This is a genomic window from Pseudomonas tructae, from assembly GCF_004214895.1.
GTDB classification, from domain to species: domain Bacteria; phylum Pseudomonadota; class Gammaproteobacteria; order Pseudomonadales; family Pseudomonadaceae; genus Aquipseudomonas; species Aquipseudomonas tructae.
Genome location: NZ_CP035952.1, coordinates 2143067 through 2163405 on the forward strand (window position 1 = coordinate 2143067; position 20339 = coordinate 2163405).

Here is a 20339-nt window from a genome sequence, read left to right on the forward strand (position 1 = left end):
TTATTCGCTGGTAAGGGCTTTGACCGGGTCGAGGCGGGCGGCTTTGCGGGCAGGCATGAAGCCGAACACCACCCCGGTGACCACGGCGCAGGCAAATGCGCCAAGCACGGCAGGCAGGGAGAAGGCGACAGCGATATCGGCCAGCAGCAGGACGCCGCCGATCAGCAAGGCCACGGCAATGCCGGTGACTCCGCCGACCATCGACAGCAGCACCGCTTCACTGAGGAACTGGCGCAGGATGTCGCGCTGGCGGGCACCGGTGGCCATGCGAATGCCAATCTCGCGGGTCCGTTCGCGTACGGTCATCAACATGATGTTCATCACCCCGATGCCGCCGACCAGCAACGAGATCGCAGCGATCGAGCCGAGCATCAGCGACAGGGTGTTCTGGGTGCGTGCCTCGGCCTGGATCAGCGCTGCATCGTTGGTCAGTTCATAGTCGTGCTTGCCATGGTGCAACTTGCGCATCAGCCGGTCGATGGCCGCCTCGGCATCGGCCACGCGTCGCGAGTCGGCAGCGGCGATGGTCACGTATTCCGGGTCACGGCTGCCGAACAGGCGAATGGCCGCGGCGGTGTAGGGCACCACGATGCGCTCGTCGCTGTCCTGGTCGCCGGAACTGGCGCCTTTGCCCGCGAGTATGCCGACCACCTGGAAGGGTACGTTTTCAACCAGGATGTATTGGCCGATGGGGTTGTTGTTGGTGCCAAACAATTTCTCGCGCACTTTCTGCCCAATGACTGCCACCGCTGCCGCGCTGCGTTCGTCGGCTTCGGTGAAGAAGCTGCCCTCGATCACCGGCCAGTTGAAGATCTCTGAGAAGTGCGTGTTGTTGCCGCCGACATAGAACTGCTGGTTGTTGTTGCCATAGCGCACCATCAGGCTATTGCCGATCACCGGCATGATCATCTTCACCTGGGGCAGGCTGGAAACTGCGGCGACGTCATCGAGGGTGATGACCCCGGCAGGTTCGCGCAAGGTGGGCGCACTGCCGCTCAAATAGAGAATGTTCGAGCCGAAGGCGGCCATCTGTGCCATGACCTGGCGCTTGCTGCCCTCGCCGACCGCCAGCATGACCACCACCGAGGCCACGCCTATGACGATGCCGAGCAAGGTCAGGGCAGTGCGAAAGCGGTTGATCCACATGATTCGCCATGCCGCTTGCAGGGCTTCGACCAGTTCGCCTTTCCAGGCGCCGCTGGCGGTTGCGCCCAGGCCCAGGCGTTGCCGCAGGTCTTCGGCCCGTAAACCGGGTACCGGTGGCGGTGCCTCGAGCTGTTGGGCGGCCGAATCGCTGAGCACCAGGCCGTCGCGAATCTCGATGACCCGGTTGGCCCGCGCCGCGACTTCACGGTCGTGCGTAATCAGGATCACCACATGGCCCTGGCTGGCCAACTCGTCGAGCAGGGCCATGACCTCGGCGCCGCTCTGGCTGTCCAGCGCCCCGGTGGGCTCATCCGCGAGGATGATATGCCCGCCGTTCATCAGGGCGCGGGCAATCGACACCCGTTGCTGTTGGCCGCCAGACAATTGATGGGGACGGTTGCCGGTGCGGCTGGCCAGGCCCAGGCGCTCGAGCAGGGCGGCGGCACGGGCATGGCGTTCGGCGGCAGGGGTGCCGGCATAGATGGCCGGCATCTCGACGTTTTCCTGGGCCGAGCCCGAGGCGATCAGGTGATAACCCTGGAACACGAAGCCGAAGGCCTCGCGGCGCAGCCAGGCCAACTCGTCGCTGTCGAGCTCGGCAACGTCCTTGCCGGCGAAGTAATAGGCCCCTGAGGTGGGGCGGTCCAGGCAGCCGAGGATGTTCATCAGCGTCGATTTGCCGGAGCCAGAGGCGCCAACTATGGCCACGAACTCACCGGGGTGAATGGCCAGGCTGATACCGCGTACCACCTCGACCTTGGGGGTGTCGAGGCCACCATAGGACTTGCGGATATCGCGCAGTTCAATCAGGGGCGTGGACATTCAACCCCCGCTTGCGGCAGGCGCGCCGATCAACAGGCGCTCGCCCTCGGCCAGGCCGTCGAGCACCTGCACCCGCAAGCGGTCGCTCAGGCCGGTACGCACCTGGCGCTGGTCGACCTTGCCGTTGCTGTCGAGCACCTGGGCGATGCGCAGGTCCTGGTTGCTGGCATCTTCGTCGAGCGCCGCCACCGGCACGGTCAGGACCTGGCTGGCGCGTCCGGCGACAAAAAACACCTGAGTGGTCATCTCGGCCATCAGCGCGTTGTCCGGGTTGTCGACGTCCAGCAGCACGGTGTACAGCACCACCTTGCTGCTGGCCCCGCTACCACTGGCACTGGCCGGGCTGCCGCCGCCCTGGCTGGTCTGGTCGAGGGGCTTGGGGGGTACCGGCAGAATCTGCCGCACGCTGCTGGTCCAGCGCCGCTTGCCGCCGGCCAGGGTGGTGAAGTAGGCATTCATGCCGGGTTTGACCTGGCCGATGTCGGCCTCCGAAACCTGTGCCCAGACCGTCATCGGCGACAATTTGGCGATACGCAGGATCAGCGGCGTTTGCTGCTGGGCATTGAGGGTCTGGCCTTCACGGGCGTCGACGGCCACCACAGTGCCGGACATCGGCGCATAAATACGCGTGTAACCCAACTCGGCTTCGTCACTGCGCAGGCTCGCCTGGGCCTGGCGGATCTGCGCCCGGTACATGTCGATCCGTGCCTGGGTGACCTTGAGTTGGGCCTGGGCGCTTTGCACGTCTTCCTCGCGCGTCGCGCCACCTGCGGCAAGGTTGCTTTGACGTTTGTACTGCTGTTGCGCCAACTGGTATTGGGCTTGCTGTTCAGCGAGCTGGGCCATGAGGTTGTCGATCGAAAAGCGCCCGGCATCAAGTTTTGCCTGTTGCGTGGAAGGGTCGATCTCAACCAGCAACTGACCTTCCTTGACCTGATCGCCGACCTCTACATGCAACTTGCGAATCTGTCCGGAAGCCTGAGCGCCGACGTCCACATAGCGCCGCGGCTGCAAGGTGCCCAGGGCGGTGACGCTGCTTTCGATATCGCCACGGGTGACGCTGACGGTACTCATCGAATCGCCACCGGCGGGCAGGGTTTTCCAGGCGAGCAGGGCGCCCAGGCTGAGCAGGCCCAGGCCGCAGAGCAGCAGGCGACGAGTGTTCGATGAGCGTTTCATGCAGGTTTCCAGCCAGATGGAGTGGCCCGTGACGACTCACTGCCGAGCAGGTGCGGCAGACACGGGAGGCTCCCAGGTATACGAGGTGGGTGCCGTGGAATTTACCGCTATCAAGGTCTGATCTTGCTGAGAATAATTATAATTTGTATTATTGCATACTGCCATCATTCAGATCCGCTCAACCACGAATCAGGGAACCCCCGCAGATGTCGCGGCCAGGTGTTGTGTTGGAAAACTACTATCGCGAACTGGTGAGTTTTCTCTGTGCCCGCCTGGGTAACCGGCAGGCAGCCGAAGACGTTGCCCACGATGCCTACATTCGCGTACTTGAGCGCAGCAGCGGCAATGACATCGAGCACCCGCGCGCCTTCCTCTACCGTACCGCGCTGAACCTGGTGATCGATGGCCATCGGCGTGGCCTGTTGCGCCAGGCCGAACCCTTGGAGGTGCTCGACAGCGACGAGCGCTTCTTTTCTCCGGCGCCGTCCCAGAGCATGGACCTGAACCAGCGCCTGGAACTGATGCAGGGGGCGCTGGCCGAGCTCAGCCAGCCCTGTCGCGAGAGCTTCCTGCTGCGCAAGCTCGACGGCCTGTCGCACGCGCAGATCGCCGAGCGCCTGGGCATTTCCCGCAGCCTGGTAGAGAAGCACATTGTCAACGCCATGAAACATTGCCGGTTGCGCCTGCGCGACTGGGAGTCGCAATAGGCACAGGCCGTGTGAAAAATTCGTAGTGGTGGCGCTTGATTTATGTCGATTTCCCGACAACTATCAGTAAAGACCCTTCATCTGGCGAAGTGCCCGCCAATAGCCTGCAATTGATGATCTGGCGCAGTATGGTCAAGGAACGTCTCTAACGCTGTCAGCCTTGGTCATAGACGATGCCTAACAAATCGCTGCGGATTCTGATTGCCGACGAGCACCCGATGCAGCTACTGCAACTGGAACGGATGCTCAATGCCATGGGCTATTACCGCATCGCCCCGGTCGAGAGCTTCGAAGACCTGCAGCGCCTGGTGCAGAGCGCGCTGTTACCGTTCAACCTGCTGTTGGGCAACATCGACCTGGCCAGCCATGCCGGTGTCGATCTGGAGCGTTTCTGCCGGGTCAACCCGCTGATCCAGCATGCCTTGCTCTACGAATCACAACATCTGAAAATCCCCTCCATTCCCGACAACCAGCGTCGAGCGGTGAATGTCAGTCTGCCCAAGGTCCCGGATAACGAGACCATCCAGTCGTTCATGAGCATCATCGATTCGCCCTATGTGTTGGGGCACTTGCCAGGAATTCCTGAGCGTACGGTCAAGCAGCATTACACCCCGCGGCGCATGGATTTCACCCAGACGGCGTTTTGCCGCCCGTCCTGAAACCACGCTGGGTGTAGCGGGGTGGCTTTGCTATGCTCGTGCGTTGGCCTTGGCGCGCTCGTCGCGCGGGCACTCGATCATTTGCGGATACCTCTATGACGGCCATTGACCCTGCGCGCCCTCTGCAGCTGTCGCGCAGCGACCACAAAACCCTGAGCCTGGCGGCGCTGGGCGGGGCACTGGAAATCTACGATTTCATCATCTTCGTGTTCTTCGCCCTGACCCTGAGCCAGTTGTTCTTCCCGCCACAGATGCCTGAATGGCTGCGCCTGCTGCAGAGCTTCGGAATTTTCGTCACCGGGTACCTGGCGCGGCCCCTGGGCGGCATCCTGATGGCGCATTTTGCCGACCACCTGGGGCGCAAGCGGGTGTTCAGCCTGAGCATCCTGATGATGGCCTTGCCGTGCCTGCTGATCGGGGTGATGCCTACCTACGCCGAGATCGGCTACGCAGCACCGCTGATCCTCCTGGCTCTACGCATCCTCCAGGGGGCGGCGGTCGGGGGCGAGGTGCCAAGCGCCTGGACCTTCGTCGCCGAACACGCCCCGCCCGGGCGCCGAGGTTACGCCCTGGGCTTCCTGCAGGCAGGGCTGACGTTCGGCTATCTGCTGGGCGCCTTGACTGCCACGGCGCTTGCACAGCTATACAGCCCGCAGGAGATCCTCGACTACGCCTGGCGTTACCCGTTTCTGCTCGGCGGGGTGTTTGGCGTGATCGGTGTGTGGTTGCGCCGCTGGTTGAGCGAGACGCCGGTGTTTCTCGCCTTGCGCGAGCAGCGCAATCAGCCGCCGGCCTTTCCCTTGCGCACTGTCTTGCGCGAACATCGCCGCGCATTGATGCCTGCAGCCTTGCTCACCTGCGTGCTGACCTCGGCAGTGGTGGTGCTGGTGGTCATCACGCCGACAGTGATGCAGCAGCGGTTTGGCATGAGCGCCGGGCACACCTTCGCCTTGAGCAGCATGGGTATCGTTTTCCTCAACATCGGCTGTGTGCTGGCAGGCTTGCTGGTCGACCGCATCGGTGCCTGGCGGGCGCTGATGATCTACAGCCTGTTGCTGCCCTTGGGCATCGCCGGGTTGTACGCCAGCCTGGTGGCTGGCTGGGGCTGGACCGGCGTGGCCTACGCGCTGGCCGGCCTGGCATGCGGGGTAGTGGGGGTGGTGCCGTCGGTGATGGTCGGGTTGTTCCCGGCGCAGATCCGCGTGTCGGGCATTTCCTTTACCTACAACATTGCCTACGCCTTGTGGGCGAGCACCACCCCGTTGCTGCTGATCGCCCTGATGCCGTGGAGCCCGTGGGTATGCGTGGGCTTCTGTCTGATCATGGGGGCGGTTGGCTTGCTGACGGCGATGTATTTCGGTGCGCGGGAGGCGACGGCTTTCGAGGATGAGGCGGTGCGTTGCTGAGTTCATCCGCTGTGACAATCGTTTCCCACTGACGAGGCGTTGTTGGGGCAGACTCCATAGCACGGCAAATGGATTAACCTACTTGCCAAATTAAACCTAATAGGTTAATTCGCTCATGGAGAAAGGCACGCCTCATTGCAGGCTTTCAAAAGTCAGGGCGCTGCTTGAGGCCGGTCGGGTTCGCTCGACAGGCTCTGCGCTTGCGGATGCTGCAGCGTTGGGCCTGGATTTCGATCTGATGCTTGAGGTGGTTCATGCCCTGGACAGCAGGGATTTTCACAAGAGCATGACCACGCAGGCGGATCATCGAATCTGGCAAGACGTTTACCGTCCCAGCACCTGCTTCGGGCGGGTCTACCTGAAACTGACGGTAATCGATGATGTGCCCATCGTTTCCTTCAAGGAGTTGTGAGGATGAAATGTCCGGTTTGTGGCGCGGCCGAGTTGGTGAGTGGTACTCGTGACCTGTCGTATACCTACAAGGGTGAGACAACACGGGTGACCGACGTCACTGGAGATTTTTGCCCGGCCTGTGACGAACGGGTGCTCGGCGACCTGGAGTCCCGGCGCGTCAGTGCAGCCATGCTGGCGTTCAATCGGCAGGTCAATGCGGCGACGGTCGATCCGCAGTTCATTGCCACGGTGCGCAAGAAACTGGCGCTCGATCAGCGTGAAGCCGCAGAAATATTCGGCGGTGGGGTCAATGCATTTTCCCGTTACGAAAACGGCAAAACCAAGCCTCCTGTGGCCCTGGTCAAATTGCTCAAGCTGCTGGATCGGCACCCCGAGCTGTTCGAAGAAGTCAGGACAGCCTGATCACGAATAAAAAAGCCCCCTGGCCGGATAGGCCTGGGGGCTTTTGTTTAGCGCCGGGCTGACTTACATGTTCGGGTAAGTCGGGCCGCCGGCGCCTTCCGGGGTGACCCAGGTGATGTTCTGCGCAGGGTCCTTGATGTCACAGGTCTTGCAGTGCACACAGTTCTGGGCGTTGATCTGGAAGCGCTTGTTGCCGTCCTCTTGTGTCACCACTTCGTACACGCCGGCCGGGCAGTAGCGCTGGGCGGGCTCGTCGTACAGCGGCAGGTTGCTGCCGATCGGGATGCTCGGGTCGGTGAGTTTGAGGTGGCACGGTTGCTCTTCTTCATGGTTGGTGCTGGAGAGGAACACCGAGCTCAGCTTGTCGAAGCTCAGCTTGCCATCGGGTTTGGGGTAGTCGATTTTCTTCGAGTCGGCTGCAAGCTTGAGGCAGGCATAGTCCGGCTTGGTGTCGTGCAGGGTGAATGGCAGCTTGCCGCCGAACCAGTTCTGGTCAACGTAGTTGAATGCCGCACCAAAGATCGGCCCGAACTTGTGCATCGCCGGGCCGAAGTTACGGCTGGCGAACAGTTCTTCATGCAGCCAGCTGGCCTTGAACGCGTCGACATAGCTGTTGAGCTGGTCGCCGCCTTCGCTACCGGCCAGCAGGGCATCGGCCACCGCTTCAGCGGCGAGCATGCCGGACTTCATTGCGGTGTGGCTGCCCTTGATCTTGGCGAAGTTCAGGGTGCCGAGGTCGCAACCGATCAGTGCGCCGCCGTTGAAGACCATCTTCGGCAGCGAGTTCAGGCCGCCTTTGCAGATGGCGCGGGCGCCGTAGCTGATGCGCTTGCCGCCGTCGAGGTACTTGCTGATCACCGGGTGGTGTTTCAGGCGCTGGAACTCATCGAACGGCGACAGGTAGGCGTTGCTGTAGGACAGGTCAACGATCAGGCCGACCACCACCTGATTGTTTTCCAGGTGATAAAGGAACGAGCCACCGGTGTTCTCGGCGCTCATTACATCCAGCGGCCAGCCGGCGGTGTGCACCACCAGGCCTTGCTCGTGCTTGGCCGGATCGATCTCCCAGATTTCTTTCAGGCCGATGCCGTAGTGCTGAACGTCGGATTCGCTGTCGAGGTTGAAGCGCTTGATCAGTTGCTTGCCGATGTGGCCACGGCAGCCTTCGGCGAACAGGGTGTACTTGCCACGCAATTCCATGCCCGGGGTGTACAGGCCTTCCTTGGGGTTGCCTTCACGGTCGACACCCAGATCGCCAGTGATGATCCCGCGGACCACGCCGTTTTCGTCGAACAGCGCTTCCTGGGCCGCGAAGCCTGGGTAGATCTCCACGCCCAGGTTCTCGGCTTGCTGGGCCAGCCAGCGGCACAGGTTGCCCAGCGAGATGATGTAGTTGCCTTCGTTGTGCATGGTCTTGGGCACGAACAGGTCAGGGACCTTGATCGAGCTGCCAGCATCCTTGAGCACGTAGATGTCGTCGCGTTTGACTTCGGTGTTGAGCGGGGCGCCGAGTTCTTTCCAGTCCGGGAACAGTTCGTTCAGGGCGCGCGGTTCGAACACCGCACCGGAGAGGATGTGGGCGCCGACTTCCGAGCCTTTCTCGACCACGCAGACGCTGATTTCGTTACCGGCTTCGGCGGCCTTCTGCTTCAGTCGGCAGGCGGCGGACAGGCCAGCCGGGCCAGCGCCGACAATGACCACGTCGAATTCCATGTATTCGCGTTCCACAGGTTCTCTCCTACTCAAGGCTCATCGGTTTTTCTTTATTGGCGGGTGTCAGGCGGTCATTTTTCAGACGCTCGGGCTGTAGCTCGAGCGATGACGGACTACACCGCTTTCTCTTGGCCGCGCATTATATCTACACCACTCGCGGGGTCCAATACAAACGTTTGTTTGAATTTGCCGCAGGCCAGTAAAATCAAAGAAGCGCGGCGTGAAGCTGACCGGTTTGCCGTATTGACCGGATTGGGCGTTACGGTCAAGATACGAGCGGTTTTGCGCTCGCCGTAGGCTGACCGTCGGATGCAGGAGCACCCCTAAAAACCAGGCGAAAAGCAGGGCAGTTACGCCACAACCCGCTTTGTAGTGGAGTTTACACGCCACGACAAATTATGACCCACGGGTTTTGCAACTGACAGGCCGAATCGAGACTGCTGGGTCAGGGTTAAATTCGTCCGCCTGTGATCGTTTTTAGAGGTGCCCTTGTACCCACGCGCAATCGCCGGGTTTGCCCCAGGCGACATTCTTTTCACCGGAGAGTAACGAGGAATCCATGAAGGTTCTTGTAGCTGTCAAACGAGTGGTCGACTATAACGTCAAGGTTCGCGTCAAGGCGGACAACTCCGGCGTAGACCTTGCTAACGTCAAGATGTCCATGAACCCCTTCTGCGAAATCGCCGTAGAAGAAGCCGTACGCCTGAAAGAGAAGGGTGTTGCGAGCGAAATCGTCGTCGTTACCGTCGGCCCGGCCACTGCCCAGGAGCAACTGCGTACTGCCCTGGCACTGGGTGCCGACCGCGCCATCCTGGTCGAGTCGGCTGAAGAGCTGACTTCGCTGGCCGTGGCCAAGCTGCTCAAGGCAGTGGTCGACAAAGAGCAACCGCAGTTGGTGATCCTTGGCAAGCAAGCCATCGACAGCGACAACAACCAGACTGGCCAGATGCTGGCTGCGCTGAGCGGCTACGCCCAGGGCACCTTCGCCTCCAAGGTCGAAGTGGCAGGTGACAAGGTCAACGTCACCCGCGAAATCGACGGCGGCCTGCAGACCGTTGCGCTGAACCTGCCCGCCATCGTCACCACCGACCTGCGCCTGAACGAGCCACGCTACGCGTCGCTGCCGAACATCATGAAGGCCAAGAAGAAGCCGCTGGAGACCGTTACTCCAGACGCGTTGGGCGTTTCCACCGCCTCTACCAACAAGACCCTGAAAGTCGAAGCGCCGGCTGCCCGCAGCGCCGGTATCAAGGTCAAGTCGGTTGCTGAACTGGTCGAGAAACTGAAGAACGAGGCGAAGGTAATCTAAATGACTATCCTGGTTATCGCTGAACACGAAAACGGTGCCGTTGCCCCGGCCACCCTGAACACTGTTGCTGCTGCCGCCAAGATCGGTGGCGACATCCATGTACTGGTCGCAGGCGCAAGCGTCGGTGGCGTCGCTGAAGCTGCTGCCAAGATCGCCGGCGTTGCCAAGGTCTTGGTTGCCGACAACGCCGCCTACGCTCACCAACTGCCAGAGAACGTCGCTCCGCTGGTAGCCGAGCTGGGCAAGGGCTATAGCCACGTCCTGGCACCTGCCACCTCCAACGGCAAGAACATCCTGCCGCGCGTTGCCGCACTGCTGGACGTCGACCAGATCTCCGAAATCATTTCGGTCGAATCGGCTGACACCTTCAAGCGTCCGATCTACGCCGGCAACGCCATTGCCACCGTGCAATCGAACGCTGCCGTCAAGGTCATCACCGTGCGCGCCACCGGCTTTGACGCCGTTGCCGCCGAGGGTGGTTCGGCAGCCGTTGAAGCCGTCGCTGCTGCTCACGATGCGGGCAAGTCGGCGTTCGTTGGCGAAGAGCTGGCCAAGTCCGACCGTCCTGAGCTGACCGCTGCCAAGATCGTCGTTTCCGGCGGCCGCGGCATGCAGAACGGTGACAACTTCAAGCACCTGTACGCCCTGGCCGACAAGCTCGGCGCTGCTGTTGGCGCTTCGCGCGCTGCGGTCGACGCAGGTTTCGTACCCAACGACATGCAGGTCGGTCAGACCGGCAAGATCGTTGCGCCTCAGCTGTATATCGCCGTCGGTATTTCCGGCGCGATCCAGCACCTGGCCGGCATGAAAGACTCCAAAGTGATCGTTGCGATCAACAAGGACGAAGAAGCGCCGATCTTCCAGGTGGCCGACTACGGCCTGGTGGCTGACCTGTTCGAAGCCATCCCTGAGCTGGAGAAGCTGGTTTAATCCAGCCGCTTCACTTATAAAAGAGCCCGGTCCGTCCGGGCTGTGCAGGCCCGCCTTGCACAGCCCGGACGGACCGGGCTTTTTCATTGAGGGTAACAGTTGGGGAGTCGTTGCATGGGATGGCGTGGCCGGATTAGCACGGCATTGGTGTTCGCTACGGTACTGATGCCGTTGCACGCCTGGGCGGTGGGGAAGTGCGAGCGGCTGGTGGCTACCGGCAGCCCTGATGCGCCGCCATACTCATGGCGTGACCCGCAAGACCCCAAGCACCTGATGGGCGCCAACGTCGACCTGTTCAAGCAGGTTGCCGGCGAGTTGGGCCTGAAGGTTGAAGTGCTCGACAGCGGCAGTCGTAGCCAGGCGCTGGAAGAGGTGCGCAGTGGGCGTGTCGACCTGCTGATCGATTCACCCTTCGCGGTGGCCGAGTTGACCACGGTCGACTTCGTTCACCCCTCGTTGCTGAGCAACGAGTATGTGGTCTGGACCCGTCATGATTCGCCAATGGTCTACAACACCCTGGCGGACCTGCATGAACATCAGGGCAGCGTGTCGGAAAAGGCGCGCATGACCCCCGAGTTTACCGCTTACGCCAAGAGTCAGTTGAAGCTTGCGCCTGCGCAGAACCTGACCCAGGCTTTCCAGAAGTTGCTGCTCGGCCAGGTCGACTATGTACTGGCTGGCCGCTACGCCGGCATGGCCATGGCTCAGACCCTGGGTATGAGCAATGAGCTGATTGCCCGTGGCTTGCCCCTTGATCGTCCGGGCCTGTACCTGGCGCTGTCGCATAATTCAGCGTGCAATGACGCCTGGTTGCGCGGACAACTGGCAAAAAAGCTGACAGAATTGCCGGCCTCCGGCGTGTCCCAGGCGGTGCTGCAACGGAATGTCGAGCACTGGAAAGTGCAGATGCAGGCGCCGCTGGATGCCCCTAAACAGTAGGAAAATTGCGTGAGAACTCATTCACTATTCGCCGTTCTGGCATTGCTGGCCCTGGCCGGGTGCGCCAACGATCCGGCCCCCAATGAACAGCTGCGCCTGTCCGAACAGGCGCTGGAGCAGGCCAGGGCGGTGGGCGCCACCGACGAGGTGGCAGAGCTGAAGCTGGCTGAAGACAAGCTGGCCCGGGCCCGCACCAACATGGCCAGCGAATCCTTCCGCGATGCGCGCATGCGCGCCGAACAGGCTGAGCTGGATGCGCGCCTGGCCGAGGCGCGGGTGCTGACGGTCAAAAGCAAGGAGCAGCTGGACTTGCTGCAGTCGCGGGTCAATCGCCTGCGTAAACAGTTGGGAGAGCAGCGGTGAGTTCGATCAAACCTTTGGCGGCACTGTTGTTGATCGCTGTTGCCGGCCTGCAGGGCTGCGCCAGCCAGCGTAGCGAGACGGCGCTGGATGAGGCTACGGCCAAGTTCGAGGCGGTAAAGGATGACTCCGATGTGTTGCGCAGCGCGCCGCGTGACGTGATCCGTGCCGGTGAATCCCTGGCCCGGGCCGAGCGCCTGTCCAGCTACCTGGGCACTGGTGCCGATGTGCGCCACTACGCCTACCTGAGTCAGCGCTACAGCGACATCGCCCGTGAGCACAGCAACCTGGTGCTCAATCAGGAGCGGCTGGCCAAGCTCGAGCTTGAGCGTCAGCGCCTGCAACTGGCCTTGCGCGAGGCCAAGCTTGCCAGTGTGCAGCAGCAGGGCAAGTGGCTAGAAGCACAGATCGTCAGCCTGGCCACCGAACAGAGCGACCGTGGCCTGGTCATGACCCTGGGCGACGTGCTGTTCGATACCGGGCATGCGGAGCTGAAGAACTCCGCCAGCCGCACCGTGCTCAAGTTGGTGCAGTTCCTCCAGCTTAACCCCAAGCGGATCGTGCGGATCGAGGGCTACACCGACAGCACCGGTGCGCCGGAAGACAACCTCAAGTTGTCCCGGGATCGGGCGCAGGCAGTGGCGGACCTGCTGATCGATCTGGGTGTCGATGAAAAGCGCATCCAGGTCGAAGGTTATGGCGACCAGTATCCGGTTGAGGCCAACGCCTCGGAGCGGGGCAGGGCGCAAAACCGCCGGGTCGAGATCGTCTTCTCGGACGAAAAAGGCAAGCTTGGCGCCGCACGCTGAGTAATAGATGAAGAAGCCCGGAGGCTGCATGGCTCCGGGTTTTTTTATGGGCGATAGTCTGGTGGTGACAAATGGCTTGTCGCAGCCTTTGTCACGCAACTGTATTGTCGACTATTCTGCAATCTGTCCCAGTACACTTTGCAACTGTTCCGGTATTCTTGCTTGAAATAGAGCCGTACAAAAACAACTACATTGCCTGCGTTTCGAGACTGATCATGACCAACCTGTTGCTCTACCAGCGCATCGCCCAGCAACTGGCTGAAGATATTCGCCGCGGCGTGTATCAACCGGGTGAGCGGGTGCCTTCGGTACGCAAGATGAGTTCGCAGCTCAATGTCAGCCATGCAACCGTGTTGCAGGCCTATGCCAACCTCGAAGATCAGGGTCTGATCCGTGCGCGGCCGCAGTCTGGCTACTATGTGCACCAGACACCGGCGCTGACCGCGCAGACGCCGGATATTGCCCGAGTCGAGCGCCCGGGGCTGGTAACGCGCAGCAGTATTATCCAGCAGGTGTTGACTGAGGCTCGGCGCGATGGGGTGTTCCCCTTCGGTGCTGCGGTGCCCCATGTGGACTACCTGCCGGTGCGGGCACTGCACCAGCAGTTGGCCAAGGTGACCCGCTTTCATAGCCCGCGGGCCTTCAGTTACATGTTCAGCCCGGGCTTCGAGCCACTGCGTCGGCAGATCGCCATTCGCATGCGCGATGCCGGCGTGGTGGTCGACCCCAGTGAAGTGGTGGTCACCCATGGCTGCGTCGATGCCCTGCAGATGTCGTTACGGGTGCTGACCCGACCGGGCGACCTGATCGCCGCCGAGTCGCCGACCTATTACGGCTTGCTGCAACTGGCCGACCTGCTTGGCTTGAAAGTGATCGAAATTCCCAGTGATCCGTCCACCGGTATCAGTCTTGAGGCCCTGCAGCTGGCGGCTAACCAGTGGTCGATCAAGGCCCTGGTACTGACCGCGCGCCTGAGCAATCCGCTGGGTGGCACCATTCCGGAAGATCGGCAGAAGCAGTTGTTGCGCCTGGCGTCGGATTTTGACATTCAGATCATCGAAGACGACATCTATGGCGAACTGATGTTCGAGCAGGGCAAGACCAAGGCGCTCAAGGCTTTCGATCGACTGGGGCGAGTAATTTATTGTTCGAGCTTTTCCAAGACCCTGTCGCCCGGTGTGCGGATCGGCTGGATGGTTGCCGGCAAATATCAGGCAGAAATCCAGCGTTTGCAGACCTTTACCACCCACTCAGCCTGCAGTGTGACGCAGATGGGGGTGGCGTCGTACCTGGAAAATGGCGGTTATGACCGGCATCTGCGCTACATCCGTCAGGAATACCGGAAAAATCTCAGTGCCTACCAGTTGGCCGTGCAGCAACACTTCCCGGAGGGTACACAGATGACCCGGCCAACTGGCGGATTCATCCTCTGGGTCAGCCTGCCGGGGCGGGTCAATACCCAGGAGCTGCATGTGCGCGCATTGCAGCAGGGCATCAGTATTGCGCCGGGGCTGATCTTCAGTAACACCGAGCAGTTCAACCACTGCATTCGCCTGAACTGCGGCATCCCCTGGAACCGTGAAGCGGAGCGAGCAGTGATGACCCTGGGCATGCTGGCCAGCCAGCTGTGCCAGGAATCTGCCTCGGGCGCGTTTTTCTAGACTTGCCAGTCGTGTCGGGAACGGGGAGCATAAGCACTTTTAGGGATAATCGTCGGTGCCTATGAAAGCGTTGCGTTGTATCGGGTTGTCCCTGTGTTTGCTCGGTGGCGTGGCCTGCACCTCGGCAGCAGTGGCCGAATCCGCGCCAGCCGGCAAGGCCCCGGTAACCAAAAGCGCCAAGCCTGCTGCTAAGCCAAAGCAGGCGAAGACGCCGGCGGTGCGCAAAAAGGCAGCCACCAAAGCGACCCAGCGCAGCGCACGCAAAAATGCCAAGGCGGCGCCAGCACCATTGCCCAAGGCCAAGCTCGATCTGAGCTTGCCATCAGGCCTGGTCAAGGACATGAAGCCTGACTCCCAGGAGCAGGCGCCGCTGCCCAAACCCTTGTTGCCTTACCTGTTTGGTGAAAAACCACCTTCCGACAGCCCGTTCCAGCTCAATGGCCGGCTGATCAGCAACGAAATGCAACTGCAACTGCGCAATGAGAGCCGTAAGGATGTCGAGGGTGCGGCCATCGAGTTCGAGTTCAAGCAGTAGGGGGTGACTGTTCGGTCATCGTTCTGCGCTTGATATTTCATCCGGGCAACAATTTCAAACACCTGTTTAAGCGGTTACTATCCGGGTTCATTCATCATTTGTTGCTCCGAGGGTTCTGTTGTCATGAATTGCCGTGAAGGTTGTGGCGCCTGCTGTATCGCGCCCTCCATCAGCTCGCCGATACCGGGGATGCCCAAGGGCAAGCCTGCCGGTGAGCGTTGCCTGCACCTGTCGGTGAGTAATCTCTGTGGCTTGTTCGGCAGGCCCGAGCGTCCGCCGGTGTGCGGCGGTTTCAAGGCGGAGGCGGACATCTGCGGCAACGACCGCGATGAGGCGATCAGGATCCTGGGGTGGCTGGAGCAAATGACGGCAGCTTGAAACGCGGATCTTCGACAACAAGGAATAACATAATGGGATCGTTAAAACAGGTGGCGCTGGTGTTGGGGCTGGGAGCGGTGTTGGTGCCGTTGGCGCATGCCGAAGACTGGAAGCAAGCCAAGGACGAGGATGGGATCAAGATCGAGCTCAGCACGGTTGCCGGTTCCGACTACAAGGCCTATCGCGGCGTGACCTTCATCAAGGCTCCGCTGGCCAAGGTCAGGGCCCTGCAGGAAGATGTCGTGGGTGCCTGCGCCTGGATTCATGAGTGCAAGTCGCAAAAATTACTGAAGTCCGAGGGTGAGCAAAGCTGGACCTACACTCAGTTCAACACCCCGTGGCCGGTCACTGCGCGTGATTCGGTCATGCACGTCACCACTACCGAGGCCGCCGATGGCAGCGTGACCCGCAAGCTCGAAGGCGTACCCAAGTACCTGCCGGAAGAGAAGGGTTTCGTCCGGGTAGCCAAGGTTGACGGTTTCTGGAAGTTGCAGCCAAAAGACGGTGGCACCGAGGTGACCTACCAGGTGCATACCGAGCCAGGCGGTAGCGTACCGTCGATGGTGGCGAACAAGTTTGTCGTGGATGCACCGTTCAATACCTTGAAGGCGTTGAAGGCGAAGGCTGAGAAGCCGTAAGCACAGTTGTTTGCAAGCTGGGTTTTTTGGTCAACTGTTAGATGATCGCGGGGCAAGCCCGCTCCCACAAAGCCTGTAGGAGTGGGCTTGCCCCGCGATAAATTCGCCCAATAAAAAAGGCTGCCCGAAGGCAGCCTTTTTCGTTTTCGGCCGTAAGGCTTACTTGCGGTCTTCCAGCTTGACGATGTCGCGCGACTCGTAGCCGGTGTACAGCTGGCGAGGGCGGCCGATCTTGTACGGGCTGGAGAGCATTTCTTTCCAGTGCGAAATCCAGCCGACGGTCCGCGCCAGGGCGAAGATCACGGTGAACATGCTGGTTGGAATGCCGATCGCCTTGAGGATGATCCCCGAGTAGAAGTCGACGTTCGGGTACAGCGAGCGCTCGATGAAGTAAGGATCGGTAAGGGCGATCTCTTCCAGGCGCATGGCCAGTTCCAGCTGCGGGTCGTTCTTGATGCCCAGCTCGCGCAGGACTTCGTCGCAGGTCTGCTTCATCACGGTGGCGCGCGGGTCGCGGTTCTTGTAGACGCGGTGACCGAAGCCCATCAGCTTGAACGGATCGTTCTTGTCCTTGGCCTTGGCGATGAACGTGTCGATGTTCGAGACATCGCCGATTTCATCGAGCATGGTCAGCACGGCTTCGTTGGCGCCGCCGTGGGCAGGGCCCCACAGTGCAGCGATCCCGGCGGCGATACAGGCGAACGGGTTGGCGCCCGAGGAGCCTGCCAGACGAACGGTGGAGGTCGATGCGTTCTGTTCGTGGTCGGCGTGAAGGATGAAGATCTTGTCCATCGCCTTGGCCAGCACCGGGCTGATCGGTTTGATCTCGCACGGGGTGTTGAACATCATGTGCAGGAAGTTTTCCGCGTACGACAGGTCGTTGCGCGGGTACATCATGGGCTGGCCCATGGAGTACTTGTACACCATCGCTGCCAGGGTTGGCATCTTGGCGACCAGGCGGACCGCGGAGATTTCGCGGTGCTGCGGGTTATTGATGTCCAGCGAGTCGTGGTAGAACGCCGACAGGGCGCCCACTACGCCGCACATGACGGCCATCGGGTGGGCGTCGCGGCGGAAGCCGTTGAAGAACGACTTCAACTGCTCGTGCACCATGGTGTGATTCTTCACGGTGCTGACGAACTGGGCCTTCTGCTCGGCATTCGGCAGTTCGCCGTTGAGCAGCAGGTAGCAGGTCTCGAGGTAGTCGGATTTTTCGGCCAGCTGTTCGATCGGATAGCCGCGATGCAGCAGGATACCCTTGTCGCCGTCGATATAAGTGATCTTCGACTCGCAGGATGCGGTCGCCATGAAACCAGGGTCGAAAGTGAAGTGGCCCGTGGCCCCCAACCCTCTAACGTCGATAACATCGGGACCAACGGTGCCGGTTAAAATGGGCAGCTCGACGGGGGCTGCGCCCTCGATGACCAACTGCGCTTTTTTGTCAGCCATGTGGCCTCCTATTAATGCTTGAAATCATCAGACAGACCCCCCACGCAGGGCCCGCACCACTATAGTGAGATAAATTCGAATGTCAATTTGCCTAAAGCATGGTTGTAAAGGGCTCTGGGCGCTGTTTTTCCTCGAAATTACCGCCCGTTTACGCCTTTTGATCACTAAAGGCAATGCGCTATTTGGGCTAGGTGTCTGCGTTGTCATTAGTAGCCTAACTGTCTATAATCGGCCCCCGACCGCCAGGGGCTTGCAAGCCCGTGTTGCTGGGGTCGTCACTCCCTGGGTGGTGGGTACCTGACCAGTACACTTACCAACAACTTTGCCCTGCTTGCTAGGGGCTCTTCAGTGTGAAAAAAGCCGTGAAAAGCCAACGACCTGTAAACCTAGACCTAAGGACCATCAAACTCCCCATTACCGGCGTTACGTCATTTCTTCACCGTGTATCCGGCATCATCCTCTTCCTGGGCCTTGGCATCATGCTTTATGCATTGGGCAAGTCCCTGGGTTCTGAGGAAGGTTTCGCCGAGGTGAAGGCATGCTTGACCAGTCCGCTGGCCAAATTCGTGGCATGGGGCCTCCTGTCCGCCTTGCTGTATCACTTGGTAGCCGGTGTGCGCCACTTGATCATGGACATGGGCATCGGTGAAACGCTGGAAGGCGGCCGACTGGGCTCGAAAATTATCATCGCCGTCTCCGTGGTGGTGATCGTTCTGGCAGGAGTTTGGATATGGTAACCAACGTCACGAACCTTTCGCGTTCGGGCCTCTATGACTGGATGGCGCAGCGCGTTTCTGCGGTCGTTCTCGCGGCTTATTTCATTTTCCTGATCGGATACCTGGTCGCGCACCCGGGCATCGAGTTTGCCCAGTGGCACGCTCTGTTCTCCAACAACGCGATGCGTATTTTCAGTCTGCTGGCACTGGTTGCCCTGGGCGCTCACGCCTGGGTCGGCATGTGGACCATTGCCACCGACTACCTGACGCCGATGGCGCTGGGCAAGTCGGCGACTGCCGTACGTTTCCTGTTCCAGGCGGTATGTGGTGTCGCGATGTTCGCGTACTTCGTCTGGGGTGTGCAGATTCTCTGGGGTATCTGATTCATGGCTAACATTCCTACGATTTCATTCGACGCCATCATCGTTGGTGGTGGTGGTGCCGGCATGCGCGCCGCGCTGCAGCTGGCTCAGGGTGGTCACAAGACTGCCGTGATCACCAAGGTCTTCCCGACCCGTTCGCACACTGTATCGGCCCAGGGTGGCATCACCTGCGCCATCGCTTCGGCCGACCCGAACGATGACTGGCGCTGGCACATGTACGATACCGTCAAAGGCTCCGACTACATCGGTGACCAGGACGCTATCGAATACATGTGTCAGGAAGGCCCGGCTGCGGTGTTCGAGCTGGACCACATGGGCCTGCCGTTCTCCCGTACCGAGCAAGGTCGCATCTACCAGCGTCCGTTCGGTGGCCAGTCCAAGGACTTCGGTAAAGGTGGCCAGGCCGCCCGTACCTGTGCCGCTTCCGACCGTACCGGTCACGCGCTGCTGCACACCCTGTACCAGGGCAACCTGAAAGCAGGCACCACCTTCCTCAACGAGTACTACGCCGTTGATCTGGTGAAGAACAAGGAAGGCGCTTTCGTCGGTGTGATCGCGATCTGCATCGAAACCGGCGAAACCATGTACATCAAAGCCAAGGCCACTGTATTGGCTACTGGCGGTGCTGGCCGTATCTACTCCTCCACCACCAACGCCCTGATCAACACCGGTGACGGTATTGGCATGGCGCTGCGTGCAGGCGTTCCGGTCCAGGATATCGAAATGTGGCAGTTCCACCCGACCGGCATCGCCGGCGCCGGTGTACTGGTCACCGAAGGTTGCCGTGGTGAAGGTGGTTACCTGATCAACAAGCACGGCGAGCGTTTCATGGAGCGTTACGCGCCTAACGCCAAGGACCTTGCCGGTCGTGACGTTGTGGCCCGTTCCATGGTTAAAGAGATCATCGCCGGTAACGGTTGTGGCCCTAACGGCGACCACGTGATGCTCAAGCTTGACCACCTGGGTGAAGAAGTGCTGCACAGCCGCCTGCCGGGTATCTGTGAACTGTCCAAGACCTTCGCTCACGTCGACCCTGTCGTCGCCCCGGTTCCTGTCGTTCCAACCTGCCACTACATGATGGGCGGCGTAGCCACCAACATTCATGGTCAGGCGATGACCCAGGACGCCGACGGCGTTGACCACATCATTCCGGGTCTGTTCGCAGTCGGTGAAGTGGCATGCGTATCGGTTCACGGTGCCAACCGCCTGGGCGGCAACTCGCTGCTCGACCTGGTGGTCTTCGGTCGTGCGGCCGGCCTGCACCTGGAAAAAGCGCTGAGCGACGGTATCGAATACCTGGACGCCAGCGACACCGACATCGAAGTTGCCCTGAGCCGTCTGAACAAGCTCAATGAGCGCAACACCGGTGAAGACGTGGCTACCCTGCGTCGCGAGCTGCAAAGCTGCATGCAGAACTACTTCGGTGTATTCCGTACTGGCGAATACATGCAGAAGGGTATCGAACAGCTGGCTGGCCTGCGCGAGCGTATCGCCAACGTCAAGATCAACGACAAGTCCCAGGCCTTCAACACCGCGCGTATCGAAGCGCTGGAGCTGCAGAACCTGCTGGAAGTCGCCGAAGCCACTGCCATCGCTGCAGAAGTCCGCAAAGAGTCCCGCGGTGCTCACGCCCGTGAAGACTTCGAAGACCGTGACGACGAAAACTGGCTGTGCCACACCCTGTACTTCCCGGGTGAGAAGCGCGTCGCCAAGCGCGCCGTCAACTTCGCGCCGAAAACCGTTCCGGCGTTCGAGCCTAAAGTCCGGACTTACTAAGGGTGGCC

The 20339-nt window shown here is 60.7% G+C and carries 21 protein-coding genes; 17 read left to right on the plus strand and 4 right to left on the minus strand.

All coding sequences use genetic code 11. From position 1 onward, the window contains the following. The gene (locus tag EXN22_RS09870) at positions 1-1968 is read right to left on the minus strand and encodes a MacB family efflux pump subunit (protein WP_130263878.1); all 1968 of its coding nucleotides are present in this window, start codon (positions 1966-1968) and stop codon (positions 1-3) included. After that, positions 1969-3147, minus strand: a complete 1179-nt coding sequence (locus EXN22_RS09875) for an efflux RND transporter periplasmic adaptor subunit (RefSeq protein ID WP_130263879.1) — start codon at positions 3145-3147, stop codon at positions 1969-1971. Between the two features lie 227 nt (positions 3148-3374). Here EXN22_RS09875 and EXN22_RS09880 point away from each other — a divergent pair, with 227 nt between their 5' ends. The 5 genes from EXN22_RS09880 to EXN22_RS09900 all read left to right on the plus strand — a co-directional run bounded on the left by EXN22_RS09880 (position 3375) and on the right by EXN22_RS09900 (position 6735). Further along, positions 3375-3854, plus strand: coding sequence for a sigma-70 family RNA polymerase sigma factor (locus EXN22_RS09880; RefSeq protein ID WP_130263880.1), 480 nt, complete (start codon positions 3375-3377; stop codon positions 3852-3854). 173 nt (positions 3855-4027) lie between these two features. Then, the gene (locus EXN22_RS09885) at positions 4028-4513 is read left to right on the plus strand and encodes a histidine kinase (protein WP_130263881.1); all 486 of its coding nucleotides are present in this window, start codon (positions 4028-4030) and stop codon (positions 4511-4513) included. A 95-nt stretch (positions 4514-4608) separates the two neighbouring features. Beyond that, positions 4609-5919, plus strand: coding sequence for an MFS transporter (locus EXN22_RS09890; protein ID WP_130263882.1), 1311 nt, complete (start codon positions 4609-4611; stop codon positions 5917-5919). 115 nt (positions 5920-6034) lie between these two features. Then, complete coding sequence (locus EXN22_RS09895) at positions 6035-6331, plus strand: type II toxin-antitoxin system MqsR family toxin (RefSeq protein ID WP_130263883.1); 297 nt, start codon at positions 6035-6037, stop codon at positions 6329-6331. A gap of 2 nt (positions 6332-6333) precedes the next feature. Further along, positions 6334-6735, plus strand: a complete 402-nt coding sequence (locus tag EXN22_RS09900; RefSeq protein WP_130263884.1) for a type II toxin-antitoxin system MqsA family antitoxin — start codon at positions 6334-6336, stop codon at positions 6733-6735. 63 nt (positions 6736-6798) lie between these two features. Here EXN22_RS09900 and EXN22_RS09905 read toward each other — a convergent pair whose 3' ends face one another. Next, positions 6799-8463, minus strand: coding sequence for an electron transfer flavoprotein-ubiquinone oxidoreductase (locus tag EXN22_RS09905; RefSeq protein ID WP_130263885.1), 1665 nt, complete (start codon positions 8461-8463; stop codon positions 6799-6801). A 544-nt stretch (positions 8464-9007) separates the two neighbouring features. Between EXN22_RS09905 and EXN22_RS09910 the strand changes: the two genes are divergently transcribed. From EXN22_RS09910 to EXN22_RS09950, 9 genes are all read left to right on the plus strand, one after another. After that, positions 9008-9757, plus strand: coding sequence for an electron transfer flavoprotein subunit beta/FixA family protein (locus tag EXN22_RS09910; protein WP_010224703.1), 750 nt, complete (start codon positions 9008-9010; stop codon positions 9755-9757). Continuing rightward, positions 9758-10687, plus strand: a complete 930-nt coding sequence (locus EXN22_RS09915) for an electron transfer flavoprotein subunit alpha/FixB family protein (RefSeq protein ID WP_130263886.1) — start codon at positions 9758-9760, stop codon at positions 10685-10687. Positions 10688-10852: 165 nt separating this feature from the next. After that, positions 10853-11626 carry a substrate-binding periplasmic protein gene (locus EXN22_RS09920; protein ID WP_407691965.1) on the plus strand — a complete coding sequence of 258 codons (774 nt, stop codon included), beginning with the start codon at positions 10853-10855 and terminating at the stop codon, positions 11624-11626. Between the two features lie 9 nt (positions 11627-11635). Beyond that, complete coding sequence (locus tag EXN22_RS09925) at positions 11636-11989, plus strand: DUF4398 domain-containing protein (protein WP_130263888.1); 354 nt, start codon at positions 11636-11638, stop codon at positions 11987-11989. After that, on the plus strand, positions 11986-12795 hold the full coding sequence (locus EXN22_RS09930; protein WP_130263889.1) for an OmpA family protein: 810 nt from the start codon (positions 11986-11988) through the stop codon (positions 12793-12795). Before EXN22_RS09925 ends, EXN22_RS09930 begins: the two co-directional genes overlap by 4 nt. Positions 12796-13010: 215 nt before the next feature. Beyond that, a complete protein-coding gene (locus EXN22_RS09935) occupies positions 13011-14456 on the plus strand; it encodes an aminotransferase-like domain-containing protein (RefSeq protein WP_123568214.1) in 1446 nt (481 codons plus the stop codon). A 61-nt stretch (positions 14457-14517) separates the two neighbouring features. Continuing rightward, the gene (locus tag EXN22_RS09940; protein ID WP_130263890.1) at positions 14518-14991 is read left to right on the plus strand and encodes a translation initiation factor 2; all 474 of its coding nucleotides are present in this window, start codon (positions 14518-14520) and stop codon (positions 14989-14991) included. A gap of 123 nt (positions 14992-15114) precedes the next feature. Then, entirely contained in the window at positions 15115-15369 is a 255-nt protein-coding gene (locus EXN22_RS09945) for a YkgJ family cysteine cluster protein (protein WP_130263891.1), read from the plus strand. 32 nt (positions 15370-15401) lie between these two features. Beyond that, positions 15402-16007 (plus strand): START domain-containing protein, encoded by a 606-nt coding sequence (locus EXN22_RS09950; RefSeq protein WP_130263892.1) that lies wholly within the window; start codon positions 15402-15404, stop codon positions 16005-16007. A gap of 159 nt (positions 16008-16166) precedes the next feature. Here the strand turns inward: EXN22_RS09950 and gltA are convergent, their stop codons facing one another. Continuing rightward, positions 16167-17456 (minus strand): citrate synthase, encoded by a 1290-nt coding sequence (gene gltA / locus EXN22_RS09955; protein WP_130263893.1) that lies wholly within the window; start codon positions 17454-17456, stop codon positions 16167-16169. A gap of 350 nt (positions 17457-17806) precedes the next feature. Between gltA and sdhC the strand changes: the two genes are divergently transcribed. From sdhC to sdhA, 3 genes are read left to right on the plus strand one after another with little or no spacing between them, the layout of a single operon-like run. Further along, the gene (gene sdhC / locus EXN22_RS09960; RefSeq protein ID WP_174446946.1) at positions 17807-18193 is read left to right on the plus strand and encodes a succinate dehydrogenase, cytochrome b556 subunit; all 387 of its coding nucleotides are present in this window, start codon (positions 17807-17809) and stop codon (positions 18191-18193) included. Then, on the plus strand, positions 18187-18555 hold the full coding sequence (gene sdhD, locus EXN22_RS09965) for a succinate dehydrogenase, hydrophobic membrane anchor protein (RefSeq protein WP_028945358.1): 369 nt from the start codon (positions 18187-18189) through the stop codon (positions 18553-18555). Before sdhC ends, sdhD begins: the two co-directional genes overlap by 7 nt. A gap of 3 nt (positions 18556-18558) precedes the next feature. Beyond that, positions 18559-20331: a succinate dehydrogenase flavoprotein subunit gene (gene sdhA / locus EXN22_RS09970; RefSeq protein ID WP_130263894.1), complete on the plus strand. Its 1773-nt coding sequence runs from the start codon at positions 18559-18561 to the stop codon at positions 20329-20331. Positions 20332-20339 lie beyond the last annotated feature (8 nt).

Bases quoted from the DNA above. Each gene is read 5' to 3' on its own strand.
- EXN22_RS09870 (WP_130263878.1), bottom strand. From the start codon at position 1,968: ATGTCCACGCCCCTGATTGAACTGCGCGATATCCGCAAGTCCTATGGT.
- EXN22_RS09935 (WP_123568214.1), top strand. From the start codon at position 13,011: ATGACCAACCTGTTGCTCTACCAGCGCATCGCCCAGCAACTGGCTGAA.
- EXN22_RS09890 (WP_130263882.1), top strand. From the start codon at position 4,609: ATGACGGCCATTGACCCTGCGCGCCCTCTGCAGCTGTCGCGCAGCGAC.
- sdhD (WP_028945358.1), top strand. From the start codon at position 18,187: ATGGTAACCAACGTCACGAACCTTTCGCGTTCGGGCCTCTATGACTGG.
- EXN22_RS09945 (WP_130263891.1), top strand. From the start codon at position 15,115: ATGAATTGCCGTGAAGGTTGTGGCGCCTGCTGTATCGCGCCCTCCATC.
- EXN22_RS09915 (WP_130263886.1), top strand. From the start codon at position 9,758: ATGACTATCCTGGTTATCGCTGAACACGAAAACGGTGCCGTTGCCCCG.
- EXN22_RS09910 (WP_010224703.1), top strand. From the start codon at position 9,008: ATGAAGGTTCTTGTAGCTGTCAAACGAGTGGTCGACTATAACGTCAAG.
- EXN22_RS09900 (WP_130263884.1), top strand. From the start codon at position 6,334: ATGAAATGTCCGGTTTGTGGCGCGGCCGAGTTGGTGAGTGGTACTCGT.
- EXN22_RS09950 (WP_130263892.1), top strand. From the start codon at position 15,402: ATGGGATCGTTAAAACAGGTGGCGCTGGTGTTGGGGCTGGGAGCGGTG.
- EXN22_RS09920 (WP_407691965.1), top strand. From the start codon at position 10,853: ATGCCGTTGCACGCCTGGGCGGTGGGGAAGTGCGAGCGGCTGGTGGCT.
- sdhA (WP_130263894.1), top strand. From the start codon at position 18,559: ATGGCTAACATTCCTACGATTTCATTCGACGCCATCATCGTTGGTGGT.
- EXN22_RS09940 (WP_130263890.1), top strand. From the start codon at position 14,518: ATGAAAGCGTTGCGTTGTATCGGGTTGTCCCTGTGTTTGCTCGGTGGC.
- EXN22_RS09885 (WP_130263881.1), top strand. From the start codon at position 4,028: ATGCCTAACAAATCGCTGCGGATTCTGATTGCCGACGAGCACCCGATG.
- EXN22_RS09895 (WP_130263883.1), top strand. From the start codon at position 6,035: ATGGAGAAAGGCACGCCTCATTGCAGGCTTTCAAAAGTCAGGGCGCTG.
- gltA (WP_130263893.1), bottom strand. From the start codon at position 17,456: ATGGCTGACAAAAAAGCGCAGTTGGTCATCGAGGGCGCAGCCCCCGTC.
- EXN22_RS09875 (WP_130263879.1), bottom strand. From the start codon at position 3,147: ATGAAACGCTCATCGAACACTCGTCGCCTGCTGCTCTGCGGCCTGGGC.